The sequence below is a fragment of the Pseudomonas sp. St386 genome (genome assembly GCF_018325865.1).
GTDB classification, from domain to species: Bacteria; Pseudomonadota; Gammaproteobacteria; order Pseudomonadales; family Pseudomonadaceae; genus Aquipseudomonas; species Aquipseudomonas brassicacearum.
Genome location: NZ_AP021900.1, coordinates 6,075,646 through 6,095,477, shown reverse-complemented (window position 1 = coordinate 6,095,477; position 19,832 = coordinate 6,075,646). Strand labels below are relative to the sequence as shown.

The 19,832-nt window shown below is 63.3% G+C and carries 24 protein-coding genes; 15 read left to right on the top strand and 9 right to left on the bottom strand.

Annotated elements, in window-relative coordinates; genetic code table 11:
- Positions 1-87: 87 nt before the first annotated feature.
- A complete protein-coding gene (locus KI235_RS27020; protein WP_003206053.1) occupies positions 88-972 on the top strand; it encodes a sugar nucleotide-binding protein in 885 nt (294 codons plus the stop codon).
- Entirely contained in the window at positions 965-1,894 is a 930-nt protein-coding gene (locus KI235_RS27015) for an NAD-dependent epimerase/dehydratase family protein (RefSeq protein WP_043042712.1), read from the top strand. Before KI235_RS27020 ends, KI235_RS27015 begins: the two co-directional genes overlap by 8 nt.
- A 136-nt stretch (positions 1,895-2,030) precedes the next feature.
- Here the strand turns inward: KI235_RS27015 and KI235_RS27010 are convergent, their stop codons facing one another.
- From KI235_RS27010 to KI235_RS26990, 5 genes are all read right to left on the bottom strand, one after another.
- Positions 2,031-2,729, bottom strand: coding sequence for an OmpW family outer membrane protein (locus tag KI235_RS27010; protein WP_003206048.1), 699 nt, complete (start codon positions 2,727-2,729; stop codon positions 2,031-2,033).
- 260 nt (positions 2,730-2,989) lie between these two features.
- Positions 2,990-3,508: a DUF3299 domain-containing protein gene (locus tag KI235_RS27005; RefSeq protein WP_013694320.1), complete on the bottom strand. Its 519-nt coding sequence runs from the start codon at positions 3,506-3,508 to the stop codon at positions 2,990-2,992.
- 11 nt (positions 3,509-3,519) lie between these two features.
- Positions 3,520-4,785, bottom strand: coding sequence for an ABC transporter permease (locus tag KI235_RS27000; RefSeq protein WP_013694319.1), 1,266 nt, complete (start codon positions 4,783-4,785; stop codon positions 3,520-3,522).
- A gap of 1 nt (position 4,786) precedes the next feature.
- Positions 4,787-5,497, bottom strand: coding sequence for an ABC transporter ATP-binding protein (locus KI235_RS26995; protein WP_100264316.1), 711 nt, complete (start codon positions 5,495-5,497; stop codon positions 4,787-4,789).
- A 159-nt stretch (positions 5,498-5,656) separates the two neighbouring features.
- On the bottom strand, positions 5,657-6,241 hold the full coding sequence (locus KI235_RS26990; protein WP_003206041.1) for a DUF2796 domain-containing protein: 585 nt from the start codon (positions 6,239-6,241) through the stop codon (positions 5,657-5,659).
- Positions 6,242-6,361: 120 nt separating this feature from the next.
- Between KI235_RS26990 and KI235_RS26985 the strand changes: the two genes are divergently transcribed.
- Positions 6,362-6,727 carry a hypothetical protein gene (locus tag KI235_RS26985; protein ID WP_003206039.1) on the top strand — a complete coding sequence of 122 codons (366 nt, stop codon included), beginning with the start codon at positions 6,362-6,364 and terminating at the stop codon, positions 6,725-6,727.
- Here the strand turns inward: KI235_RS26985 and trxA are convergent.
- From trxA to KI235_RS26970, 3 genes are all read right to left on the bottom strand, one after another.
- On the bottom strand, positions 6,724-7,596 hold the full coding sequence (trxA, locus tag KI235_RS26980) for a thioredoxin (RefSeq protein WP_003206037.1): 873 nt from the start codon (positions 7,594-7,596) through the stop codon (positions 6,724-6,726). The genes KI235_RS26985 and trxA overlap by 4 nt on opposite strands.
- Before the next feature lie 186 nt (positions 7,597-7,782).
- Positions 7,783-8,436, bottom strand: coding sequence for a 50S ribosomal protein L11 methyltransferase (locus KI235_RS26975; RefSeq protein ID WP_003206035.1), 654 nt, complete (start codon positions 8,434-8,436; stop codon positions 7,783-7,785).
- Positions 8,433-8,897: a YbaY family lipoprotein gene (locus KI235_RS26970; protein ID WP_003206033.1), complete on the bottom strand. Its 465-nt coding sequence runs from the start codon at positions 8,895-8,897 to the stop codon at positions 8,433-8,435. Before KI235_RS26970 ends, KI235_RS26975 begins: the two co-directional genes overlap by 4 nt.
- 127 nt (positions 8,898-9,024) lie before the next feature.
- On the opposite strand from KI235_RS26970, the gene nrdR reads away from it, so the two are divergent.
- The 12 genes from nrdR (at position 9,025) to KI235_RS26910 (ending at position 17,698) form a co-directional block, all read left to right on the top strand.
- Positions 9,025-9,489 carry a transcriptional regulator NrdR gene (gene nrdR, locus KI235_RS26965; protein WP_013694316.1) on the top strand — a complete coding sequence of 155 codons (465 nt, stop codon included), beginning with the start codon at positions 9,025-9,027 and terminating at the stop codon, positions 9,487-9,489.
- Complete coding sequence (gene ribD, locus KI235_RS26960) at positions 9,486-10,619, top strand: bifunctional diaminohydroxyphosphoribosylaminopyrimidine deaminase/5-amino-6-(5-phosphoribosylamino)uracil reductase RibD (protein WP_003206031.1); 1,134 nt, start codon at positions 9,486-9,488, stop codon at positions 10,617-10,619. Before nrdR ends, ribD begins: the two co-directional genes overlap by 4 nt.
- A 46-nt stretch (positions 10,620-10,665) precedes the next feature.
- Complete coding sequence (locus KI235_RS26955) at positions 10,666-11,343, top strand: riboflavin synthase (RefSeq protein WP_014340443.1); 678 nt, start codon at positions 10,666-10,668, stop codon at positions 11,341-11,343.
- 16 nt (positions 11,344-11,359) lie between these two features.
- Complete coding sequence (ribBA, locus tag KI235_RS26950) at positions 11,360-12,451, top strand: bifunctional 3,4-dihydroxy-2-butanone-4-phosphate synthase/GTP cyclohydrolase II (RefSeq protein ID WP_003206026.1); 1,092 nt, start codon at positions 11,360-11,362, stop codon at positions 12,449-12,451.
- Positions 12,452-12,542: 91 nt separating this feature from the next.
- Positions 12,543-13,019, top strand: a complete 477-nt coding sequence (ribE, locus tag KI235_RS26945) for a 6,7-dimethyl-8-ribityllumazine synthase (protein ID WP_003206025.1) — start codon at positions 12,543-12,545, stop codon at positions 13,017-13,019.
- A complete protein-coding gene (gene nusB / locus KI235_RS26940; protein ID WP_003185935.1) occupies positions 13,016-13,516 on the top strand; it encodes a transcription antitermination factor NusB in 501 nt (166 codons plus the stop codon). The genes ribE and nusB overlap by 4 nt, the downstream gene beginning before the upstream one ends.
- 18 nt (positions 13,517-13,534) lie before the next feature.
- Positions 13,535-14,500 carry a thiamine-phosphate kinase gene (gene thiL / locus KI235_RS26935; protein WP_114731477.1) on the top strand — a complete coding sequence of 322 codons (966 nt, stop codon included), beginning with the start codon at positions 13,535-13,537 and terminating at the stop codon, positions 14,498-14,500.
- Positions 14,497-15,000, top strand: coding sequence for a phosphatidylglycerophosphatase A (locus KI235_RS26930; RefSeq protein WP_003206020.1), 504 nt, complete (start codon positions 14,497-14,499; stop codon positions 14,998-15,000). Before thiL ends, KI235_RS26930 begins: the two co-directional genes overlap by 4 nt.
- A gap of 11 nt (positions 15,001-15,011) precedes the next feature.
- A complete protein-coding gene (locus KI235_RS26925) occupies positions 15,012-15,770 on the top strand; it encodes a transporter substrate-binding domain-containing protein (protein WP_027912096.1) in 759 nt (252 codons plus the stop codon).
- Between the two features lie 109 nt (positions 15,771-15,879).
- Positions 15,880-16,497: a GTP cyclohydrolase II gene (gene ribA, locus KI235_RS26920; RefSeq protein ID WP_003206015.1), complete on the top strand. Its 618-nt coding sequence runs from the start codon at positions 15,880-15,882 to the stop codon at positions 16,495-16,497.
- On the top strand, positions 16,494-16,913 hold the full coding sequence (locus tag KI235_RS26915) for a hypothetical protein (RefSeq protein ID WP_003206013.1): 420 nt from the start codon (positions 16,494-16,496) through the stop codon (positions 16,911-16,913). The genes ribA and KI235_RS26915 overlap by 4 nt, the downstream gene beginning before the upstream one ends.
- Entirely contained in the window at positions 16,910-17,698 is a 789-nt protein-coding gene (locus KI235_RS26910) for a cobalamin-binding protein (RefSeq protein WP_200968039.1), read from the top strand. The genes KI235_RS26915 and KI235_RS26910 overlap by 4 nt, the downstream gene beginning before the upstream one ends.
- A gap of 139 nt (positions 17,699-17,837) precedes the next feature.
- Here KI235_RS26910 and KI235_RS26905 read toward each other — a convergent pair whose 3' ends face one another.
- Positions 17,838-19,718 carry a TonB-dependent receptor gene (locus tag KI235_RS26905; protein ID WP_212795376.1) on the bottom strand — a complete coding sequence of 627 codons (1,881 nt, stop codon included), beginning with the start codon at positions 19,716-19,718 and terminating at the stop codon, positions 17,838-17,840.
- Positions 19,719-19,832 lie beyond the last annotated feature (114 nt).

Sequence of the window (19,832 nt, the reverse complement as noted above, 5' to 3'; positions counted from 1 at the left end):
TAAACCCGCAAAATGCAACGATTCCGACAACGCCTGCGGGCGTTGTCGACCAAATTCTTGTGCCAATAGACTGGGCCTGCTGACTTTATGCGAATGCGCCTTATGTTACTGGGCGGCGGAAATGCCCTTGGGCAGGCGCTGATTCGCCTCGGTGCAGAAGAAGACATCGGTTTTCTTGCCCCCCGCCCGCCCGAAGACGGTTGGGATGCCGCGAGCCTGACGCAACTGCTCGACGACACTCGCCCGGACGCCTTGATCAACCTGGCGTACTACTTCGACTGGTTCCAGGCCGAGGCCGTCAGCGAGCAGCGCCTGGCCAGCCAGGAGCGCGCTGTCGAGCGCCTGGCCGAGCTGTGCCAGCATCACAACATCGTCTTGCTGCAACCGTCGAGCTATCGCGTGTTCGATGGCTCCCGCGCCACGGCCTATAGTGAGAAAGACGAGCCCGTGCCCCTGGGCGTGCGCGGCCAGGCGCTGTGGCGGATCGAGCAAAGCGTGCGCGCCACTTGCCCGCAACACGTGCTGCTGCGGTTCGGCTGGCTGCTGGACGACAGCGCCGATGGCATCCTCGGGCGTTTCCTGGCCCGGGCCGAACAGCCCGAAGAGCTGTTGCTGGCCGACGACCGCCGCGGTAACCCGACGCCAGTGGACGATGCCGCGCGCGTGATCATCTCGGTGCTCAAGCAACTCGATTGCGCGGCGCCGCTGTGGGGCACCTACCATTACGCCGGCCACGAGGCGACTACGCCGCTGGCGCTGGGCCAGGCGATCCTCACCGAAGCCCGCGCCCTGCATCCGCTGGCCATCGAGTCGCCCACCCCCCAGGCCCACGCCGCACGGCCGGACGCCGCGGAAGAACCGCAGCACGCGGTGCTGGCCTGCAAGAAAATTCTGCACACTTTCGGGATCAAGCCCCGCGCCTGGCGCGCGGCACTCCCAAGCTTACTGGATAGGTTTTATCGCCATGGCTGAAGGCCCTGTTTTAATCACCGGCGGCGCGGGTTTCATTGGTTCGCACCTGACCGACGCCTTGCTCGCCAAGGGACATTCGGTGCGCATCCTCGATGATCTGTCCACCGGCAAGCGCAGCAACCTGCCGCTGGACAACCCGGCGCTCGAACTGATCGAAGGTGACGTCGCCGATGCCGCGCTGGTGGCGCGGGTCATGGCCGGTTGCAGCGCCGTGGCGCACCTGGCGGCGGTGGCCTCGGTACAAGCCTCGGTGGACGACCCCGTGCGCACCCACCAGAGCAATTTCATCGGCACCCTGAATGTCTGCGAAGCCATGCGCCAGAGCGGTGTGAAACGGGTGCTGTTCGCCTCCAGCGCAGCGGTCTACGGCAACAATGGCGAAGGCGAGTCCATCGACGAAGAAACCCCCAAGGCCCCGCTCACGCCGTATGCCTCGGACAAACTGGCCAGCGAGTTCTACTTCGACTTCTATCGCCGCCAGCACAACCTGGAGCCGGTGGTGTTCCGCTTCTTCAACATCTACGGTCCGCGCCAGGATCCGTCCTCGCCGTATTCCGGGGTCATCAGCATCTTCAGCGAACGGGCGCAGAAAGGCCTGCCGATCACGGTGTTCGGTGATGGCGAGCAGACTCGGGATTTTGTCTACGTCGAAGATTTGGTGGATTTGTTGGTGCAGGCCATCGAAAAGCCCGAGGTGGAAGTGGGCGCGGTGAACGTCGGCTGGAACCAGGCCACGACCCTCAAGCAGATGCTCCAGGCCCTGGCCGCCGTGGTGGGCGATCTGCCGCCGATCAGCTACGGCCCGGCACGCTCCGGCGACATCCGCCATTCGCGGGCCGACAATCATCGGCTGTTGCAGCGCTTCAGCTTTCCCCCGCAAACCCCGATGAGCGTGGGGCTGGCGCGGTTGCTGGGACGCTGAGATTCTCACCGCCCAAAAACTGTGGGAGCGAGCTTGCTCGCGATAGCGGCGGGTCAGTCAACGTGATTGCTGGCTGATCCACCGTCATCGCGAGCAAGCTCGCTCCCACAGGGATTTTCGTACCTTCAGGTTCGGCTTAGAACTTGTAGCCCAACCCCACCATGTAGATCCATGGGTCCACATCGACATTCACCTTGGCCCGGGTACCGCCGGCCACGGCGTTGTTGTCCACATACGCGGTGGTGTCGATGTCGATGTAGCGAATCTGGCCGTTGATCATGATGTTGTCGGTCAACATGTAGTCCGCGCCCACTTGCCACGCCATGCCCCAGCTGTTGCTCGCACGGAAATTGCTGAAGCCGTTGGCGCTGGCTTCGCTGCCGACGTGTTCGTCGTAGATCCAGGTGTAGTTGATGCCGGCGCCGACATAAGGCTGGAACGCCGACTTGGCGTCGAGCGGGTAGTAGACCAGGCTCAAGGTCGGCGGCAGGTGCTTGAGGGTGCCGAGCTTGCCATTGGCCGCGCCCAGGGCGGTGCCTTTGATTTTCACGTCGTGCTCGAACGGCGAGGCCGCCAGCAGTTCGATGCCCAGGTTGTTGGTGATCATGTAGGCGAAGTTCAAGCCCAACTGCGTGTCGCTGCTCATGGTCGCCTTGCCACCCAGGTCGGCGCCGGCCAGCGGGCCACGGTCGACCTTGACGCTGGAGCTGTCGGCTTCCGGGTTGACGGTGATGGCACCGGCGCGAACGATAATATCGCCAGCGGTGTGGGCCTGGGCGAGTGGGGCAGCGAGCGCGAGGGCCGCGAGGGAAGCGCAGAGCAAGGACTTGTTCATGAGGGCTCCAGAGGGCATCGAAATTTGATGTCCCATGGTACGAAGCCGTCTGCTCCGGTCTTTTGACACAGCTCAATGAGTCAGGGGGTGTTTAATTGACTCAGCTCAATAAAAGCGCTGATGGGAAAATTTGAGGGAACCATCGCGAGCAAGCTCGCTCCCACATTATTCGACCGTATTCTTTCTGAAGAAACGCGATCAACTGTGGGAGCGAGCTTGCTCGCGATAGCTATCTCATCAACAACACATCACTACCGGACTCACTCCGGCAGCTCATACACATAAATTTTCTCGGCCTCCATCTGATACCCGGCATCGGCCAGTTCACTGGTGGACGGCTTGACCTGCATCGGCCCTTCGACCCAGTACGGCTGGTACAACTCGTCGAGCTTGACCCCGACTTCACTTTTCACATGCACGATCTGGTTGGACGGCGGTGGCGGTACGTGGATGCAGGCGCCGAAATAGGGCACCAGCAAGAAGTCCGTGGTGCGACCTTCCTCGCTGACTTCCAGCGGCACGATGTAGCCCGGCAAACGAATCTGCTGGCCATCGAGGGCCTTGACTACCGGGGCGTTGGGCAAATCCTGCTTGGCGGCTGGCGCGGACTCGGCGGCCAGGGCGTCGCTCATCTTCGACAAGTCGTGCAGCGGGGTCATGTTCGGCACTTCTGGCGGCGCGTCCGGCGGGATCATTTCCGACCAGGCCAGGTCCCTCGGCTCGGCCGCCCACAGCGGCAGGGCGACCATCATCAACAGCGCAAGCAGGGCGCGGGGCATCTTCAACGTCCTCATAAACGGATCGACAGGCCGTCGGCCAGCGATTGGCGATAAGCGCGCCAGGCCGGCACGCTGCCCATCAGCAGGGCAGCGACTAGAATGCCAGCCAGCAGCGTCCATTCATATTCGCTCGGCCAGCTCAGCGGCAGGTACAAGCCGTAGGCCGACTGCACGTAACCCTGGGCGGCGGCGATACCGATGTACAGCAAGGCCAGCCCGGCGGTGACCCCGGCCAGCGCCAGGGCGAAGGCTTCGAGCACCAGCAGCGTCGCGATGTGCCACGGCCGCGCGCCCACCGAACGCAGGATCGCCATTTCCCGACGACGCTCGTTGAGGCTGGTGAGGATCGCCGTGAGCATGCCGATCAACCCGGTGAGCACCACGAACAACGAAATCACGAACAAGGCTTTTTCCGCCGTGCCCATCAGGCTCCACAACTCCTGCAGCGCCACGCCGGGCAGGATGGCCAGCAGCGGTTCGCCACGAAACTCATTGATCTCGCGTTGCAAGGCAAAGGTCGAAATCTTGCTGTTGAGGCCGAGCATGAACGCGGTGATCGCCTGGGGCGTGAGGTCCATGTTGCGGGCCTGGTCGGCGCTGATGCGGCCATTGCCCTGGGCCGGCACACCGTTCTTCCAGTCGATGTGGATCGCCTCCATGCCGCCGAGGCTGATGTGCAGCGTGCGGTCCACCGGCGTGCCGGTGGGCTTGAGAATCCCGACCACGGTGAAGGGCTTGTCGTCGTGCTTGACCAGGCTGACCACCGCCACGCCGTGGGCCAGCACCAGCTTGTCGCCGAGCTTGTAGTGCAGCGCCTCGGCTACTTCGGCACCGAGCACCACTTCGAACGGATCGGTTGCGAAAGCCCGGCCGTCGGCCAGTTCCAGATGCTGCTGGCGGCCGTACTGGTAATGTTCGAAGTAGGCCTCGGTGGTGCCCATCACCCGATAACCACGGTGGGAATCGCCGAGGGACATGGGGATCGCCCACTTCACTTTCGGGTTGCTGGCGAAGTGTTCGAAGCTGTCCCAGCGGATGTTGTTGGTGGCGTTGCCGATGCGAAACACCGAATACAGCAGCAGGTTCACGGAGCCGGAGCGGGCGCCGACGATCAGGTCGGTGCCACTGATGGTGCTGGCGAAACTGGCCCGCGCCTCGGTACGTACCCGCTCCACTGCCAGCAACAAACAAACCGAAAGGGCGATGGCGAACGCGGTGAGGATCGCGGTGAAACGGCGGTTCGCCAGGCTGGCCATGGCTAGACGGAACAAATACATCTCAAACCTCGAGTGGCGTGGTGGCGCGATTGAGATCGGCCAGCGACAGGTTGCGGTCGAACAGCGGCGCCAGGCTCTGGTCGTGGCTGACGAACAACAGGCTCGACCCGGCCTCGCGGCATTCAGCGAACAACAGCCGCAGGAAGTTTTCCCGGGCGTCGTAGTCCAGGGCCGAGGTCGGTTCGTCAGCGATTACCAGTTCCGGTTGGCCGATCAGCGCCCGGGCGGCGGCGACCCGTTGTTGCTGGCCGATGGACAACGAGTCGGCGCGCCGCTCCAGCAGGTTTGGATCGGTCAGCCTCAGGTGGGCCAGCAGCGTGGCGGCGGCTTGATCGACGCTGCCGTGGCGCTGGATCGCCCGTTGCGCACGCAGCTTGGAAAAGTGACAGGGCAGCTCGACGTTCTCGCGTACCGAGAGAAACGGCAGCAGGTTGAATTGCTGGAAGATGTAGCCGGTGTGGTCGACGCGAAAGCGGTCGCGACTGCCGGCGCCCAGTTCGGTGAGTTCCTGGCCGAGTAGGCGGATGCTGCCGCGATCCGGCGTCTGCACACCGCCCAGCAGCCCCAGCAAGGTGGTCTTGCCACTGCCGCTCGGGCCCTTGAGAAACAGCGTCTCACCGGCCTCCAGGCGAAACGCCGGGATATCCAGCAACGGCGGATGCCCGGGCCAACTGAAGCCCAGGTCGGAGAGTTCGATGAGTGCTTGGGTCATGTTTGCCGCTTCAAATAGTGGAACCTGTGGAACACCTGTGGGAGCTGAGCTGCTCGCGATGAGGCCATCACGTTCAACTTGGATGTTGACTGTCGGACCGCTATCGCGAGCAAGCTTTGCTCCCACCAAGCTTGCTCCCACATTGGGTTTTGCGGTGGATCAGAATTTCAGGGCTGGCGCCTTGGCCGTCACTTCCACGCCTTGCTGTCCGCTCGGGCTGATCAGTTGTACCTGAATTTTCTGGGTGGCCGGGAAGGTTTTGAACAGGGTCGCCAGGTCCAGGTTCTTCAGTGCACCCGGGGCGGCGCAGGTGAACTGGTAGTGGGCATGGATCTCACTGTGCTCACCGTGGTGCTCGTCGCCATCGCCGTCGTCGTCATGGTCTTCGTGGTCCGGTTCATCGCCGAACAGCGGGCTTTCCAGTTCCTGCTGGGCCACGGTGCATTTGGCCGCAGCGGGCAGGTTGAACAGCGCCAGCGGCTTGTCCAGCTGCGCCCGTACGGCGGCGACCTTGGCCTTGTCGGCATCGCTGGTGGCGGCATGTTCGAAGCCCACCAGGTTCATCGCCGGGCTTTCCAGTTCCAGCTCCAGGGTCTGGCCGTCCAGGGCGGCGTTCAACCGGCCCACACCGTGTTCATGGGCGCCGAGGCTGCCGTGTTCGTGGTCATGATCATGCTCGACCGCCGCGTGAGCGACAGCCAATGGCAGCAGGGCGAACGGCAAAGCGAGAAGCAGACGACGCATGACGAGTCTCCGAAAAGGTTATGTAATCTTATAACGAAAGTGCGGAGAGTTTGACCGTCTGCTTGGCGTCGCGCAAGGGCCATGGGAGCATGCGAACATGAAATATTCAGGAGCACGGTGATGTTGCGGATACGCGGAACCGTCGGCGATTGGCCGGTGGACTTGTCGATCGAAATGGATGAGGGCGACTGGGCGCAGCTCGGCGCGCAGTTGCAAGTGGCCAAGTCAGAAGGTGTGGCGGTACCGGCGACCAAACCGGTGGCCAATCCAGTGAGTCAGGACGATGCCCAGTGGCAGATTGCCAAGGAACTGCTGCGCAAGGCCGGGCAACTGAGCGGCCCGGACTTGCTGGAACAGCTCGAAGGCCTGAGCGGCAGCGCCTCGGCGGGCAAGCGCCTGTTGGTGCGCTTGCGCCACTGTGCCGAGGTCAAGGTACTGAGCGGCGCCGATACGCCGCTCTATAGCTGGGTTGGGGCTGAGGCTTAATACAACGCCGCAAACAGCTTGCGCCGATAAGTCGTCACCAGCGGATGATCGTTGCCCAGCAGTTCGAACACTTGCAGCAAGGTCTTGTGGGGCAAGCCTTCGCTGTAGCTGCGGTTACGCATGAACAGCTTGAGCAGTGCATCGAGGGCCGCTTCGTACTGCTGGCGTGCCAGTTGCTGGATCGCCAGTTGGTACACCGCTTCATCGTCCTGCGGGTCTTTCGCCAGGCGCGCCTTGAGGTCGGCGGCGTCCGGCAGGTGCTTGGCCAGGCCGAGGAACTGGATCTGCGCCTTGGCGCCGGCGAGGGCGGCCTTGTGCTCGTCGCTTTTCACCGCGTCGAGCACGGTCTGCGCTTCGTCCAGCTCACCGCGCTCGGTCAGGCAGCGGGCATACAGGATCAGGGCCTTGGCGTTGGTGTTGTCTTCACCCAGCAATACCGTGAGCACGGCTTCGGCGTCGGCGAAACGACCGTCGTCGAACAGCGCCTGGGCCTGTTCGAATGGGTCGGCGGCAGCTGGAGGCGGCATCTGCACATGGGGTTCGAGCATGGTCCGCACCGCCGATTCCGGCTGGGCGCCGGCAAAACCGTCGACGGGTTGGCCGTCCTTGAACAACACCACCGTTGGCAGGCTGCGAATGCCGAAGCGGGCGACAATGTCCTGCTCGATGTCGCAGTTGACCTTGGCCAGCAGCAGTTCGCCCTGATAGCTCTCGGCAATGGTTTGCAGCATCGGCATCAGGGCTTTGCACGGCGCACACCATTCGGCCCAGAAGTCCACCAGCACCGGTTTGTGGAAAGAGTTCGCGATCACCGACTGGTCGAAATCGGCGGTGGTGGCGTCGAAGATGTAGGGCGTTTCCTGAGTCATGGGCAATCTCGTAGAGCGCTTGAATGGGGCAACTATACGGCTTGGTGGGGGTGGCTGAAAGCCGGGGAGGTCTTTCGTCTTGTGGTGTCCGATAGGACGCCTTCGCGAGCAAGCTCGCTCCCACAAGGGATCTCAAGTGTTCAGGCGACCCCTGTGGGAGCGAGCTTGCTCGCGATGCTTTTAAGGCTAGCGCCGCGCGTGGTACAGGCTCACATGCCGAAACTCTTCAGGCTCAGCCAGGTCCGGCAAGGTCATGGCCTGGAGCATGTCGATGCGTCTGTACAGCGGATGCTGGAAATCCCGTACCCGAGAGTCGGCCACCAACGCCTCACGGCCACGGCTGAGGAATTGATCGAGCAGTGGCAGGTTGGCCCGGTCGTAGAGCACATCGGCGACCAGGATCAGGTCGAAGCGATCAGCCTCGGCGAAGAAGTCCGTCGAATAACCCAGCTCCACGCCATTGAGTGCGGCATTGGCCTGGCACGCGGCAATCGCCAGCGGGTCGAGGTCGCAGGCCACCACTTCCAGCGCCCCGGCCTTGACCGCCGCGATGCCCGCCACGCCAGAACCGGCACCAAAATCCAATATGCGCTTGCCCTCGACCCACTGCGGCTGTTCGGCCAGGTAGCGGGCCATCGCCAGGCCGCTGGCCCAACAGAAGCTCCAATAGGGCGGCTCGTGGAGAATGCGGCGGGTTTCTTCCGGGCTGAAGGCACGGTCCATGTTGTCGCCGTCGATCAGCCACAACTTCAAGTCAGCGCCGGGTAGCGGGCAGGCCACCAGGCGCGCGTCACCGAGTAATTCACTCAACGCCCGTTGCAGGTCTTGCGGTGCACTCATGGCGCTTTGACGAATTGCAGGGTGCCCAGGGCCTGGGTGGTCGGTTGGCCGATGCGTTGCTCCGGCAGGTGCAGGATCAACTGGCCTGACTGGCTGGCGCGGCCGCGCAGTTCGACGCGGGCGCCGACCGGGAAGGCATCGGGGTTGAAACGCAGGCGGAAGGGCAGGGCCTGGTTGGTGCCGATCAGGCTGGAGCTGGCGAGCAATTGCTGTGGGCGGTCCTTGTCATCGATCACCAGCAACGCCAGTTCGACCTCGGCCCCGGCCGGCACGCCTTGCAAGGTGCCGCTCAATTCGCGCTGATACGCCGGCAGAGGTCCCAGTTCGGCCGCCTGGCGGGCTTTTTCCTGGGCCTGTTTCGGCGCTGGGGCCGGGGCGGGGGGCGCGGGCTTGGGGGCGTCGCTGCTGCACGCCATCAGCAGGCTGAAAAGACTGAGCAAAACGAGCGATCGTAGCGGCATGTGTGGCTCCAGCAAGGTGAATTCCATGGATCTGACGGTAGGCCCGTCTGTATACCGTAAACCCTATGGCTTGTCTTGCCAGTGGGATGCGCTACCATGGCCCTCCCTTTTTTTGTTGCCTGCCACCATGCACTGTCCCTTCTGCGGTGCCAACGACACCAAGGTCATCGACTCGCGACTGGTCGCCGAGGGCGAACAAGTCCGCCGCCGCCGCGAATGCCTGGCTTGCGGCGAACGTTTCACGACGTTCGAGACCGCTGAACTGGTGTTGCCGCGCCTGATCAAAACCGACGGCAGCCGCCAGCCGTTCGATGAAGAAAAACTGCGCGCCGGCATGCAGCGCGCCCTGGAAAAGCGCCCGGTGAGCGTCGAGCGCCTGGAAGCGGCGCTGGTGCACATCAAGCACAAGCTGCGGGCGACCGGCGAGCGCGAGGTCAAATCCCTGGTGGTCGGTGAGTTGGTGATGGCCGAGCTGCAGAAGCTCGATGAAGTCGCCTACATCCGTTTCGCCTCGGTGTACCGGCGCTTCCAGGACCTGAACGAGTTCCGCGAAGAAATCGACCGCCTGGCCCGCGAACCGGTGAAAGAATGACCGCCTCGGCGCAGCAGGCCATCCTCGACGCCCACTACATGGCCCGTGCCCTGGAGTTGGCGCGGCGCGGTCACTACACCACCCACCCCAATCCCCGGGTCGGTTGCGTGATCGTGCGTGACGGGCAGATTGTCGGCGAAGGCTGGCACATCCGCGCCGGCGAGCCCCATGCCGAAGTCCATGCCCTGCGCGCCGCTGGCGAACAGGCCCGCGGCGCCACGGCCTACGTGACCCTTGAGCCGTGCAGCCATCACGGGCGTACGCCGCCGTGTGCCGATGCGTTGGTCAACGCCGGCGTGGCGCGGGTGGTGGCGGCGATGCAGGACCCCAACCCGGAAGTCGCCGGGCGTGGCCTGCAACGGCTGGCCCAGGCCGGCATCGCCACCGAAAGCGGCGTGCTGGAGGGCGAAGCGCGCAAGCTCAATGAAGGTTTCCTCAAGCGCATGGAGCAGGGCCTGCCGTTCGTGCGGGTCAAGCTCGCCATGAGCCTCGATGGCCGCACCGCCATGGAAAGCGGCGAAAGCCAATGGATCACCGGCCCGGCCGCACGCTCGGCGGTCCAACGCCTGCGCGCCCAGGCCAGCGTGGTATTGACCGGCGCCGACACGGTGCTGGCGGACAACGCCCGGCTGACCGTGCGCGCCGATGAACTGGGGCTCGATGCCGAGCAGACCGCGCTGATCATGAGCCGTCCGCCGCTGCGGGTGCTGGTGGACGGGCGTCTGCGGGTGCCGCTGGATGCCGCGTTTTTCAAAGCCGGCCCGGCGTTGGTCGCTACCTGCATGGCGGTGGAAGAACAGTACGCCAACGGTCCCGAATGCATGATCGTGGCGGGCGATGACGGCCAGGTCGATCTGTATCGCCTGCTGGTGGAACTGGCGGGCCGTGGCGTCAACGAGGTGCTGGTGGAAGCCGGTCCGCGCCTGGCGGGGGCTTTTGCCCGGCAAGGGCTGGTCGACGAGTTCCAGATTTTCATCGCCGGCAAGTTCCTCGGTTCTTCGGCGCGGCCACTGCTGGACTGGCCGCTGGCGCAGATGAAAGACGCCCCGCAGTTGAAAATCACCGAAATCCGCGCCGTGGGCGATGACTGGCGAGTCATCGCCGTTCCCGTTGCGCAGGCGAGCGTATAATTCCCGGCTTTCGCGCAAGCGGCGGCCCGTTCTCGAGGAGGACTCCATGTTTACCGGCATCATCGAATCCATCGGCAGCATCCGTGCACTCACCCCCAAGGGCGGCGATGTGCGGGTCTACGTCGAAACCGGCAAGCTCGACCTGAGCGACGTCAAGTTGGGCGACAGCATCGCGGTAAACGGCGTGTGCCTGACGGCCGTCGAATTGCCAGGCAACGGTTTCCTGGCGGACGTCAGCCGCGAAACCCTCGACTGCACGGCCATGAACGACCTCAAGAGCGGCAGCCCGGTCAACCTGGAAAAAGCCCTGACCCCCACCACTCGCCTGGGCGGGCACCTGGTCAGCGGCCACGTGGACGGCGTCGGTGAAGTGGTGTCGCGCACTGATAACGCTCGGGCCGTGGAGTTTCGCATCCGCGCGCCGAAGGAACTGGCCAAGTACATCGCCCACAAAGGCTCGATCACCGTCGACGGCACCAGCCTGACGGTCAACGCGGTGGATGGCGCCGAATTCCTGCTGACGATCATTCCCCACACCCTGAGCGAAACCATCATGGCCTCGTACCGGCCAGGTCGCCGGGTCAACCTGGAAGTCGACTTGCTGGCCCGTTACCTGGAGCGCCTGCTTATGGGAGACAAGGCCGCAGAGTCTGACTCTTCACAACGGCGGGCGGGTAACATCACTGAAAGTTTTCTGGCCGCCAACGGCTACCTCAAATCCTGACCCAAGGGGGTGCCGCGTGGCGCTCAATAGCATCGAAGAACTGGTTGAAGACATCCGCCAAGGCAAGATGGTCATCCTCATGGATGACGAAGACCGCGAGAACGAAGGCGACCTGATCATGGCCGCCGAGTGCTGCAAGGCCGAACACATCAACTTCATGGCCAAGCACGCCCGTGGCCTGATCTGCATGCCGATGACCCGCGAGCGCTGCGAGCTGCTGAAGCTGCCGCTGATGGCGCCGCGCAACGGCTCGGGCTTCGGCACCAAGTTCACCGTGTCCATCGAGGCCGCCGAGGGCGTGACCACCGGTATCTCCGCCGCTGACCGCGCGCGCACGGTGCAGGCCGCTGCCGCCCGGGACGCCAAGGCCGAAGACATCGTCAGCCCCGGCCACATCTTCCCGCTGATGGCCCAGGCTGGCGGCACCCTGGCTCGCGCCGGCCACACCGAAGCGGCCTGCGACCTGGCGCGCATGGCGGGCTTCGAACCCAGCGGCGTGATCTGCGAAGTGATGAACGACGACGGCACCATGTCCCGTCGTGCGGAGCTGGAAACCTTCGCCGCCGAACACAACATCAAGATCGGCACCATCGCCGACCTGATCCACTACCGGATGATCCACGAACGTACCGTTCAGCGGATTGCCGAGCAGCCGCTGGACAGCGAACTGGGCCAGTTCAACCTGGTGACCTACCGCGACTCGGTGGAAGGCGACGTGCACATGGCGCTGACCCTGGGCACCGTGTGCGCCGAAGAGCCGACCCTGGTGCGCGTGCACAACATGGACCCGCTGCGCGACCTGCTGATGGTCAAGCAACCCGGTCGCTGGAGCCTGCGGGCCGCCATGGCTGCGGTGGCCGAGGCCGGCAGCGGCGTGGTGCTGCTGCTCGGTCACCCGCTCGATGGCGACGTGCTGTTGGCGCACATCCGTGAAACCGGTGACCAGGCGGCGGTGAAAAAACCGACCACCTACAGCATTGTCGGTGCCGGTTCGCAGATCCTTCGTGACCTGGGCGTGCGTAAAATGCGCCTGATGAGCGCGCCGATGAAATTTAATGCGATATCCGGTTTCGATCTGGAAGTTGTAGAATACGTGCCCTCCGAATAATAGCCCGGGATTTTCCGGCCCTGTATTCGTGGCTAATATCACTGAGGAGCGCGTTATAGAACGTGCTCCGGCTCTTTAAGAGATCTGACGAATGACCCTGAAGACCATCGAAGGTACCTTCATCGCCCCCAAAGGCCGCTACGCTCTGGTAGTGGGCCGTTTCAACAGTTTCGTGGTCGAGAGCCTGGTTGGCGGTGCGGTCGATGCCCTGGTTCGCCATGGCGTGAGCGAAAGCGACATCACCATCATCCGTGCCCCTGGCGCCTTCGAAATTCCGCTGGTTGCGCAGAAAGTCGCTCAAAAGGGCGAATATGCGGCGATCATCGCCCTGGGCGCGGTCATTCGTGGCGGTACTCCGCACTTCGAATACGTGGCCGGCGAGTGCACCAAGGGCCTGGCCCAGGTGTCCATGGAATTCGGCGTGCCAGTCGCTTTCGGCGTACTGACCGTTGACTCCATCGAGCAAGCCATCGAACGTTCCGGCACCAAGGCCGGTAACAAAGGTGCCGAAGCTGCCCTGTCCGCCCTGGAAATGGTCAGCCTGCTGGCGCAGTTGGAGGCCAAGTGATTAGCGACGAAAGCGATCGTTTCAACCCGCGCGATCCAAAGCCTGCGGATGCCGGCAAGCCGTCGAAAAGCGTCAAGCGTCGCGAAGCTCGTCAGCTCGCGACCCAGGCGCTGTATCAATGGCACATGGCCAAGCAATCGCTGAACGAGATCGAAGCGCAGTTTCGGGTCGACAACGACTTCAGTGATGTTGATGGCGCTTACTTCCGCGAGATCCTGCACGGGGTCCCGCAGTTCAAGACTGAAATCGACACCGCGCTCACGCCTTGCCTGGACCTGACCATCGAAGAGCTGGATCCGGTTGAACTGGCAGTGCTGCGCCTGTCCACCTGGGAACTGCTCAAGCGCGTCGACGTACCGTACCGCGTGGTGATCAACGAAGGGATCGAGCTGGCGAAAGTCTTCGGTTCCACCGATGGCCACAAATTCGTCAACGGTGTGCTCGACAAGCTCGCCCCACGTCTGCGTGAAGCTGAAGTGAAGGCGTTCAAGCGCTAGTCAGCGCTTGATATCCGCATGGGTGAGTTCGAGCTGATCCGTAATTACTTCGCTGCCGCGCCTTGTGCGCAGGGCGGCGAGGGCGTTGCGCTGGGGATTGGCGACGACTGCGCCTTGCTGGCCGTTCCTCCCGGGGAACAGCTGGCGGTGTCCACCGACACGCTCGTGGCCGGTGTGCATTTTCCAGACCCGTGCGACCCGTTCCTGCTCGGCCAGCGCTCGCTGGCCGTGGCGGTCAGCGACCTGGCTGCCATGGGCGCCAACCCTTACGCCTTTACCCTTGCCCTGACCTTGCCGACGGTGACCACCGATTGGCTGCAAGCCTATGCCCGCGGTTTGAACCAGATGGCCCAGGCCTGTGGCGTGGCGCTGGTGGGTGGGGACACCACACGTGGGCCCCTGAGCCTGACCATGACCGTGTTCGGCCACGTGCCGTCCGGCCAGGCCCTGACCCGTAGCGGCGCACGGCCCGGCGACCTGCTGTGTGTGGGCGGCGAGCTGGGCAATGCCGCTGGCGCACTGCCGCTGGTGCTCGGCCAGCGCGGCGCCGAACCTGCGATTGTCGAGCCGTTGCTGGCCCATTACTGGTCGCCACGTCCGCAGATCGACCTGGGCCTGGCATTGCGTGGCAAGGCCAGTGCGGCGATGGATATTTCCGATGGCCTGCTGGCCGATTGCGGGCATATCGCCCTGGCGTCCGGGGTGGCCTTGCAGGTTGAACGGGACCGACTGCCGTTGTCCAACGCTCTGGTAGCGTTTCTTGGCCGGGCGGATGCCGAGCAGGTGGCCCTGAGCGGCGGTGACGATTACGTGCTGTTATTCGCCGTGCCACCGAACCGGTTGTCGACGTTGCAGGCCGCCGGCTGGCCGATCCACGTGATCGGCAGCGTACTGGCCGGGCAAGGCGTCACGCTGGTCGACAGCGTCGGGCACGACATCACTCCGCCAGTGCGGGGCTATCAACATTTTCGGGAGACACCGTGACAGATCATCCCAACCAGGTCCCGGCAGAATTCGTTCCGCCTTCGGTCTGGCGTAATCCCTGGCACTTCCTGGCATTTGGCTTCGGTTCGGGTACTTTGCCTAAAGCCCCGGGCACCTGGGGCTCGCTGGTTGCGCTACCCTTCATACCGTTGTGGCAGATGTTGCCGGACTGGGGCTACTGGTTGATGCTGGGCATCACCATGCTGTTTGGCTTCTGGCTGTGTGGCAAAGTGGCGGACGACCTTCGGGTGCACGATCATGAAGGCATCGTCTGGGACGAAATGGTCGGCATGTGGATCACCTTGTGGCTGGTACCGGAAGGCTGGTATTGGTTGCTGGCGGGTTTCCTGGTGTTCCGTTTCTTCGATATCCTCAAGCCGTGGCCGATCCGCTGGATCGACCGGCACGTACACGGAGGTGTCGGCATCATGCTCGATGATGTATTGGCCGGGGTTTTCGCCTGGCTGGCAATGCAAGGATTGGTGTGGTGTTTCACCTGAGGGAGTCAGGCATGGGCGTAAGCCGCGCACTACTGCTGTTGCTGTGTTTAGGAGCCTGTGTGGGTGCAAGGGTGGCCGAGTCGGCTCCGCTGCCTGACAAGATCCGTGCGGCCAGCGAAGAGTGGGCCGATTACACCCAGGCCGATGGCCAGGGCATGGGCTGGGACATCTTGCGTGCAGTGTTCGAGCCTGAAGGCGTCAAGCTGGAGATCCGCAGTGTGCCCTACACCCGCTCAATCGGGTTGGTGCAGCGCGGCGAGGTCGATGTGCAGGTCGGTGCCTATCGGGATGAGTCCGAAGGCGTGCTTTACCCGAAGTGGCACTATGACGTCGATCACATCTATGCCCTGGGGCTGGCGTCCAAGCCGTCACCGACGCTGGCGACGATTGGCAGCTATCGGCTGGTATGGATGCGCGGCTACGAATACAACAACTACCTGCCCAACATCCGGCGTTTCAATGAGATCCACCGGTCGGTGGGTATCTTGCCGATGCTGATTCATGAGCGAGCGGACTTTTACATCGATGCATCGATGGAAATCGAAGAAGTGCTCGCCAAGGCCGACGATCCCAAGCAATTCAAACTTTCGCCGCTGATCAATTTGCCGCTGTACCTGGGCTTCGCCAACAACGAAAACGGCCGTACGTTGCGTGCGCTGTTCGACCGACGCATGGAAGTGCTGGTGAAGAGCGGCGAGTTGAAACCGATTTTCGAACGCTGGAAGCAACCCTATCCTTTCGACGAGAATGGCAATCCACCGAAGCCGTAATCAAACTTTTCGATGGTTATGGCCGACAATTCAGCCTAAGCGTCTACAGGAGCGTGCTGTTACAATGCCCGCCTCTGCGAAACTCCAGTACTAGATCAGGAGCACACCGGTGCCTGTCGTTTTTGTTGCCGCTTCCAAGCTGCCAACGCCGTTTGCGCAATTCACCATGCATGGTTTTCTCGATGAGGCCACCGGCCGCGAGCACGTCGTGCTCAGCCTGGGTGATTTTACCGACGGTTCTCCGGTGTTGGGCCGCCTGCATTCCGAATGCCTGACCGGCGACGCCCTGTTCAGCCAGCGCTGCGATTGCGGTTCGCAACTCGAGGCCGCGCTGCAGGCCATCGCCCGTGAAGGCCGTGGCGTGTTGCTGTACCTGCGCCAGGAAGGTCGTGGCATTGGCCTGTTGAACAAGATCCGCGCCTATGAACTGCAAGATGGCGGCGCCGATACCGTGGAGGCCAACGAACGGCTGGGCTTTGCGGCCGACCTGCGGGACTACAGCATTTGCCTGCCGATGCTCGAACACCTGGGTATCAAGTCCCTGCGGTTGATGACCAACAACCCACGCAAGGTCAAGGCCTTGACCGACATGGGCATCGTGGTGGCCGAGCGTGTGCCGCTGCACACCGGTCACAACCCCCACAACAAACTCTACCTGGCGACCAAGGCCAGCAAGCTCGACCACATGATGGGTAACGAGCACCAAGGCGAGGTTGACCGGGCGTGACGCGCGGTCAGGTCCGGCGGCGGCTGTCCGTCAGTTGGTGGAAATACCTGGCCCTGGCCTTGCTGCCACTGTTTGTGATCAACGCGGTGTTCGGCCAGGGCGAAGCGATTCTGCCGGTGCTGGCGATGCCGTTGTTCATTGCCGGCATGGCGTCGATGTTTGTCAGCCTGCGATTCTTCGGGCCGTACAAGCAAGCCCTGATCGCCACCCAGAAAGCCCTCGACACGCCCGAAGAACCCCAGGCCTGGATTGACCTGGCGGCCCGTCGTCGCGCCGCCTTCCTGGTGGCCGGGCTACCGGCCTGGGTCGGTGCCCTTGCGGTGTTCGTTGGCCTGGAGGCGGTGCCGTTGATGCTGCTGGCCTTGTCGACCGCCGTGTTGTTCTACCTGTACCGCATCCCGCGCCAACTCGGCTGATGAACCGCTGGCTGGCGGTCTTGCTGCTGGCCGTCAGCGCCTCGACGATGGCGGCTTCGCGGGTTGTCAGCCTCGCGCCGTCGCTGTCGGAAATCGTCGTTGAGCTGGGCTCCGCCGACCTCTTGGTGGGCGTGCTGGATGGCGGTGATCGTCCGCCAATCCTTAAAGACCTGCCTTCCGTAGGCCGTTACGGCCAGCTGGACATGGAGCGCTTGCTCAGCCTCCAGCCCGACCTGCTCCTGCTCTGGCCCGGCAGTGTCGGCCCGGCCCAGCGCGAGCAGCTCAAGGGCTTGGGCATTTCTGTCTATGTCGCCGAGCCCCGCAGCCTCGACCAACTCATCGTGCAAATTGAAGACATTGCCACGCAGCTCGGCCGCCCGGAGCGGGGCGTGCAACGGGCGGCGCGGTTGCGTGTGCGTCTTGCGGCGTTACGCCAGCGCTATCGACGGGACCCGCCGTTGCCGGTGTTCTACCAGGTCTGGGACCGGCCGCTGTACACCATCGGGGGCGGCCAGATCATCAGTGATGCGCTGGCGGTGTGCGGGGCCCGCAACGTCTTTGCCGACCTGAGCGTGCCGGCCCCGCAGGTGAGTGTGGAAGCGGTGCTGCAACGCAATCCGCAGGTCATCCTCGCCACGGAACAGGCGCAGCTCGACGCCTGGAAAACCTGGCCGGTGGCGCAGGGGCGGTTGTTGCTGGTCAATGACAAGGGGCTGGAACGGCCCAGTGGACAGATGATCGAGGCGACGGCGCGGTTGTGCGAGTTGATTGCGCCAGATCGTTAGACCGTGGCGCCTGCAATCGCGAGCAAGCTCGCTCCCACATGGGATTTTGTTGTGAACACAAAACCTGTGGCCACTGAAGATCAACTGTGGGAGCGAGCTTGCTCGCGATGAGGTCAGTCCAGGCACCACAGGTTTTGGATCAGAGAGAGGGGGTCCAAGTAACCCCAAACAACCAGGTCCGACCCTCCTCCCGATACCCATACTGGCCCCCATCATGGCTATACAGCGCCCGGCTGTAACCCTTGTCCAGCAGGTTATCCACCTTCATCTCCAGCTTCACTTCCCGAGTCAGCGCCCAGTTGCCGCGCAGCCCGAACAGGGCATAGCCGCCCAGGGCATGGCGGTTGTTTTCATCGTCATAGCTGCCACTCACCGCTTGCCAGGTGGCGCCCAGGCCCAGGCGGTCGAATTGCCGGTCCAGGTCCAGGCTCAAGGTCCGCCGGGCACGGCGGGCCAGGGTGTGGCCGCTGTCGCGGTCACGTGGGTCGATGATGGCCAGGCCCAGGTTGCCCTGCCAGCCGAACACATCCTGCAGGTAGGCCATCTCAAAACCGTTGATCCGCGCCGAGGCAACGTTCTGTGGGCGTGAGTTGCTGCCAAAGATGATCGCGTCTTCCAGGTCTGTGCGGTACAGCGAGGTCTCCAGGCGGGCGCTCTCGCTCAGCTGGCTGCGCCATTGCAGTTCGTAGCTTTTTGCCGTTTCGGGTTTCAGGTCAGGGTTGCTGAAGTCCGGGTAGTACAGATCGTTGAAGGTCGGGGCGCGGAAGCTTTCGCTGTAGGTCAGCAATACGTCGTTGTCCGGATTGATTGGTAGAGTGAGCGTGCCGCTCCAACTGTTCTGGCCGCCGAATTGCTGATTCTGGTCGCGACGCAGGCCCAGTTCGGTGGAAAACGTTTCGGCCTGGAAGCGGTGCTGGATGAACGCGGCACGGTTCCAGCGGCTGTCTTCGTCGAACGGCGTGCTGCTGTTGACCCGGTCCTGATACCAGTCACCGCCGACGATCAGGCTGTTGCGCTCGTCCAGCGTCACGTCGTTCTGCCACGTCACTGAATCGCGGTAGGTGTTAAAGACTTCGCGGACGTCGCTGAGCTTGTCGAAGGTCTTTTCACGGTTCTCGCTGTGGCCCAGTTCCAGGCGTGACTTCCAGGCCTCGTTGATTCGCCCGTCCACATAGGTGCTGAAGCTGCTCACCGCAAACTCGCTGTAGGGTTGCTGGGGCAGGGATTCGAAGGTGGCTGGGTCGAAGCGGCCGAACGGGTTGTCGTATTCGCTTTTGCCGCGGTTATCCAGCACGTTCAGGCCGACTTCCAGGTCATCGCTGGCGGCATGGCTCAGGCTCAGGCTGAAAGACTGGTTGCGGTTGGCATCGTCGTCGCGGTCGCTGGCATAGGACTCGCGGGTCCGATTGCTTCCAGCGCTCTCGTCGAGGCTGGCGCCGAGGTTGAAGCGGGTCTGGTCGTCGCCGCCGGACAGGCCCAGGCTGCGTTCCCAGGTCTGGTGGCTGCCAACGCCCACATGCAGGCGCGGTTGCAGACCTTGCTCGTTGCCGCGACGGGTGAAAATCTGAATCACCCCACCCACCGCATCGGCACCGTAGATCACCGAACGCGAACCGCGCAGCACTTCCACGCGCTCGATCTGGTTGATGTTCAGGCGTTGCAGGTTGCTGTCGCCGGAGGTGGCATTGCCGATGCGCTGACCGTCCACCAGCACCAGGCTCTGGGCCGATTTGGTGCCGCGAATGTAAATCCCCGGAAGGCTGCCGCGCCCACCCAGTGGTGCCACCTGCACGCCTGGCACACGGCTGAGCAAGTCAGTGACACTGGCCGGTTGCAAGCGCTCGATGTCCTCGCGGGTGAACACCGTGTTGGCGGCGCTGCTGTCGTTGCGGGCCTCGACCTGGCGGTTGGCGCTGATCACGATGTCGGGCAGCTTCAGGGCCTGGTCGCGCTCGAAGGTGTCGGCCAGCAGGTCGGGGGTGGGTAGCAGGGAGAGGGTGAGGGCGAGGCGGAGTTTCATGGGGTTCCAATCATGCTTGATTCACACAAAACCAATGTGGGAGCGAGCTTGCTCGCGATAGCGGTGTGTCAGCCAATGGGTTTATTGACTGATCTTCCGCTATCGCGAGCAAGC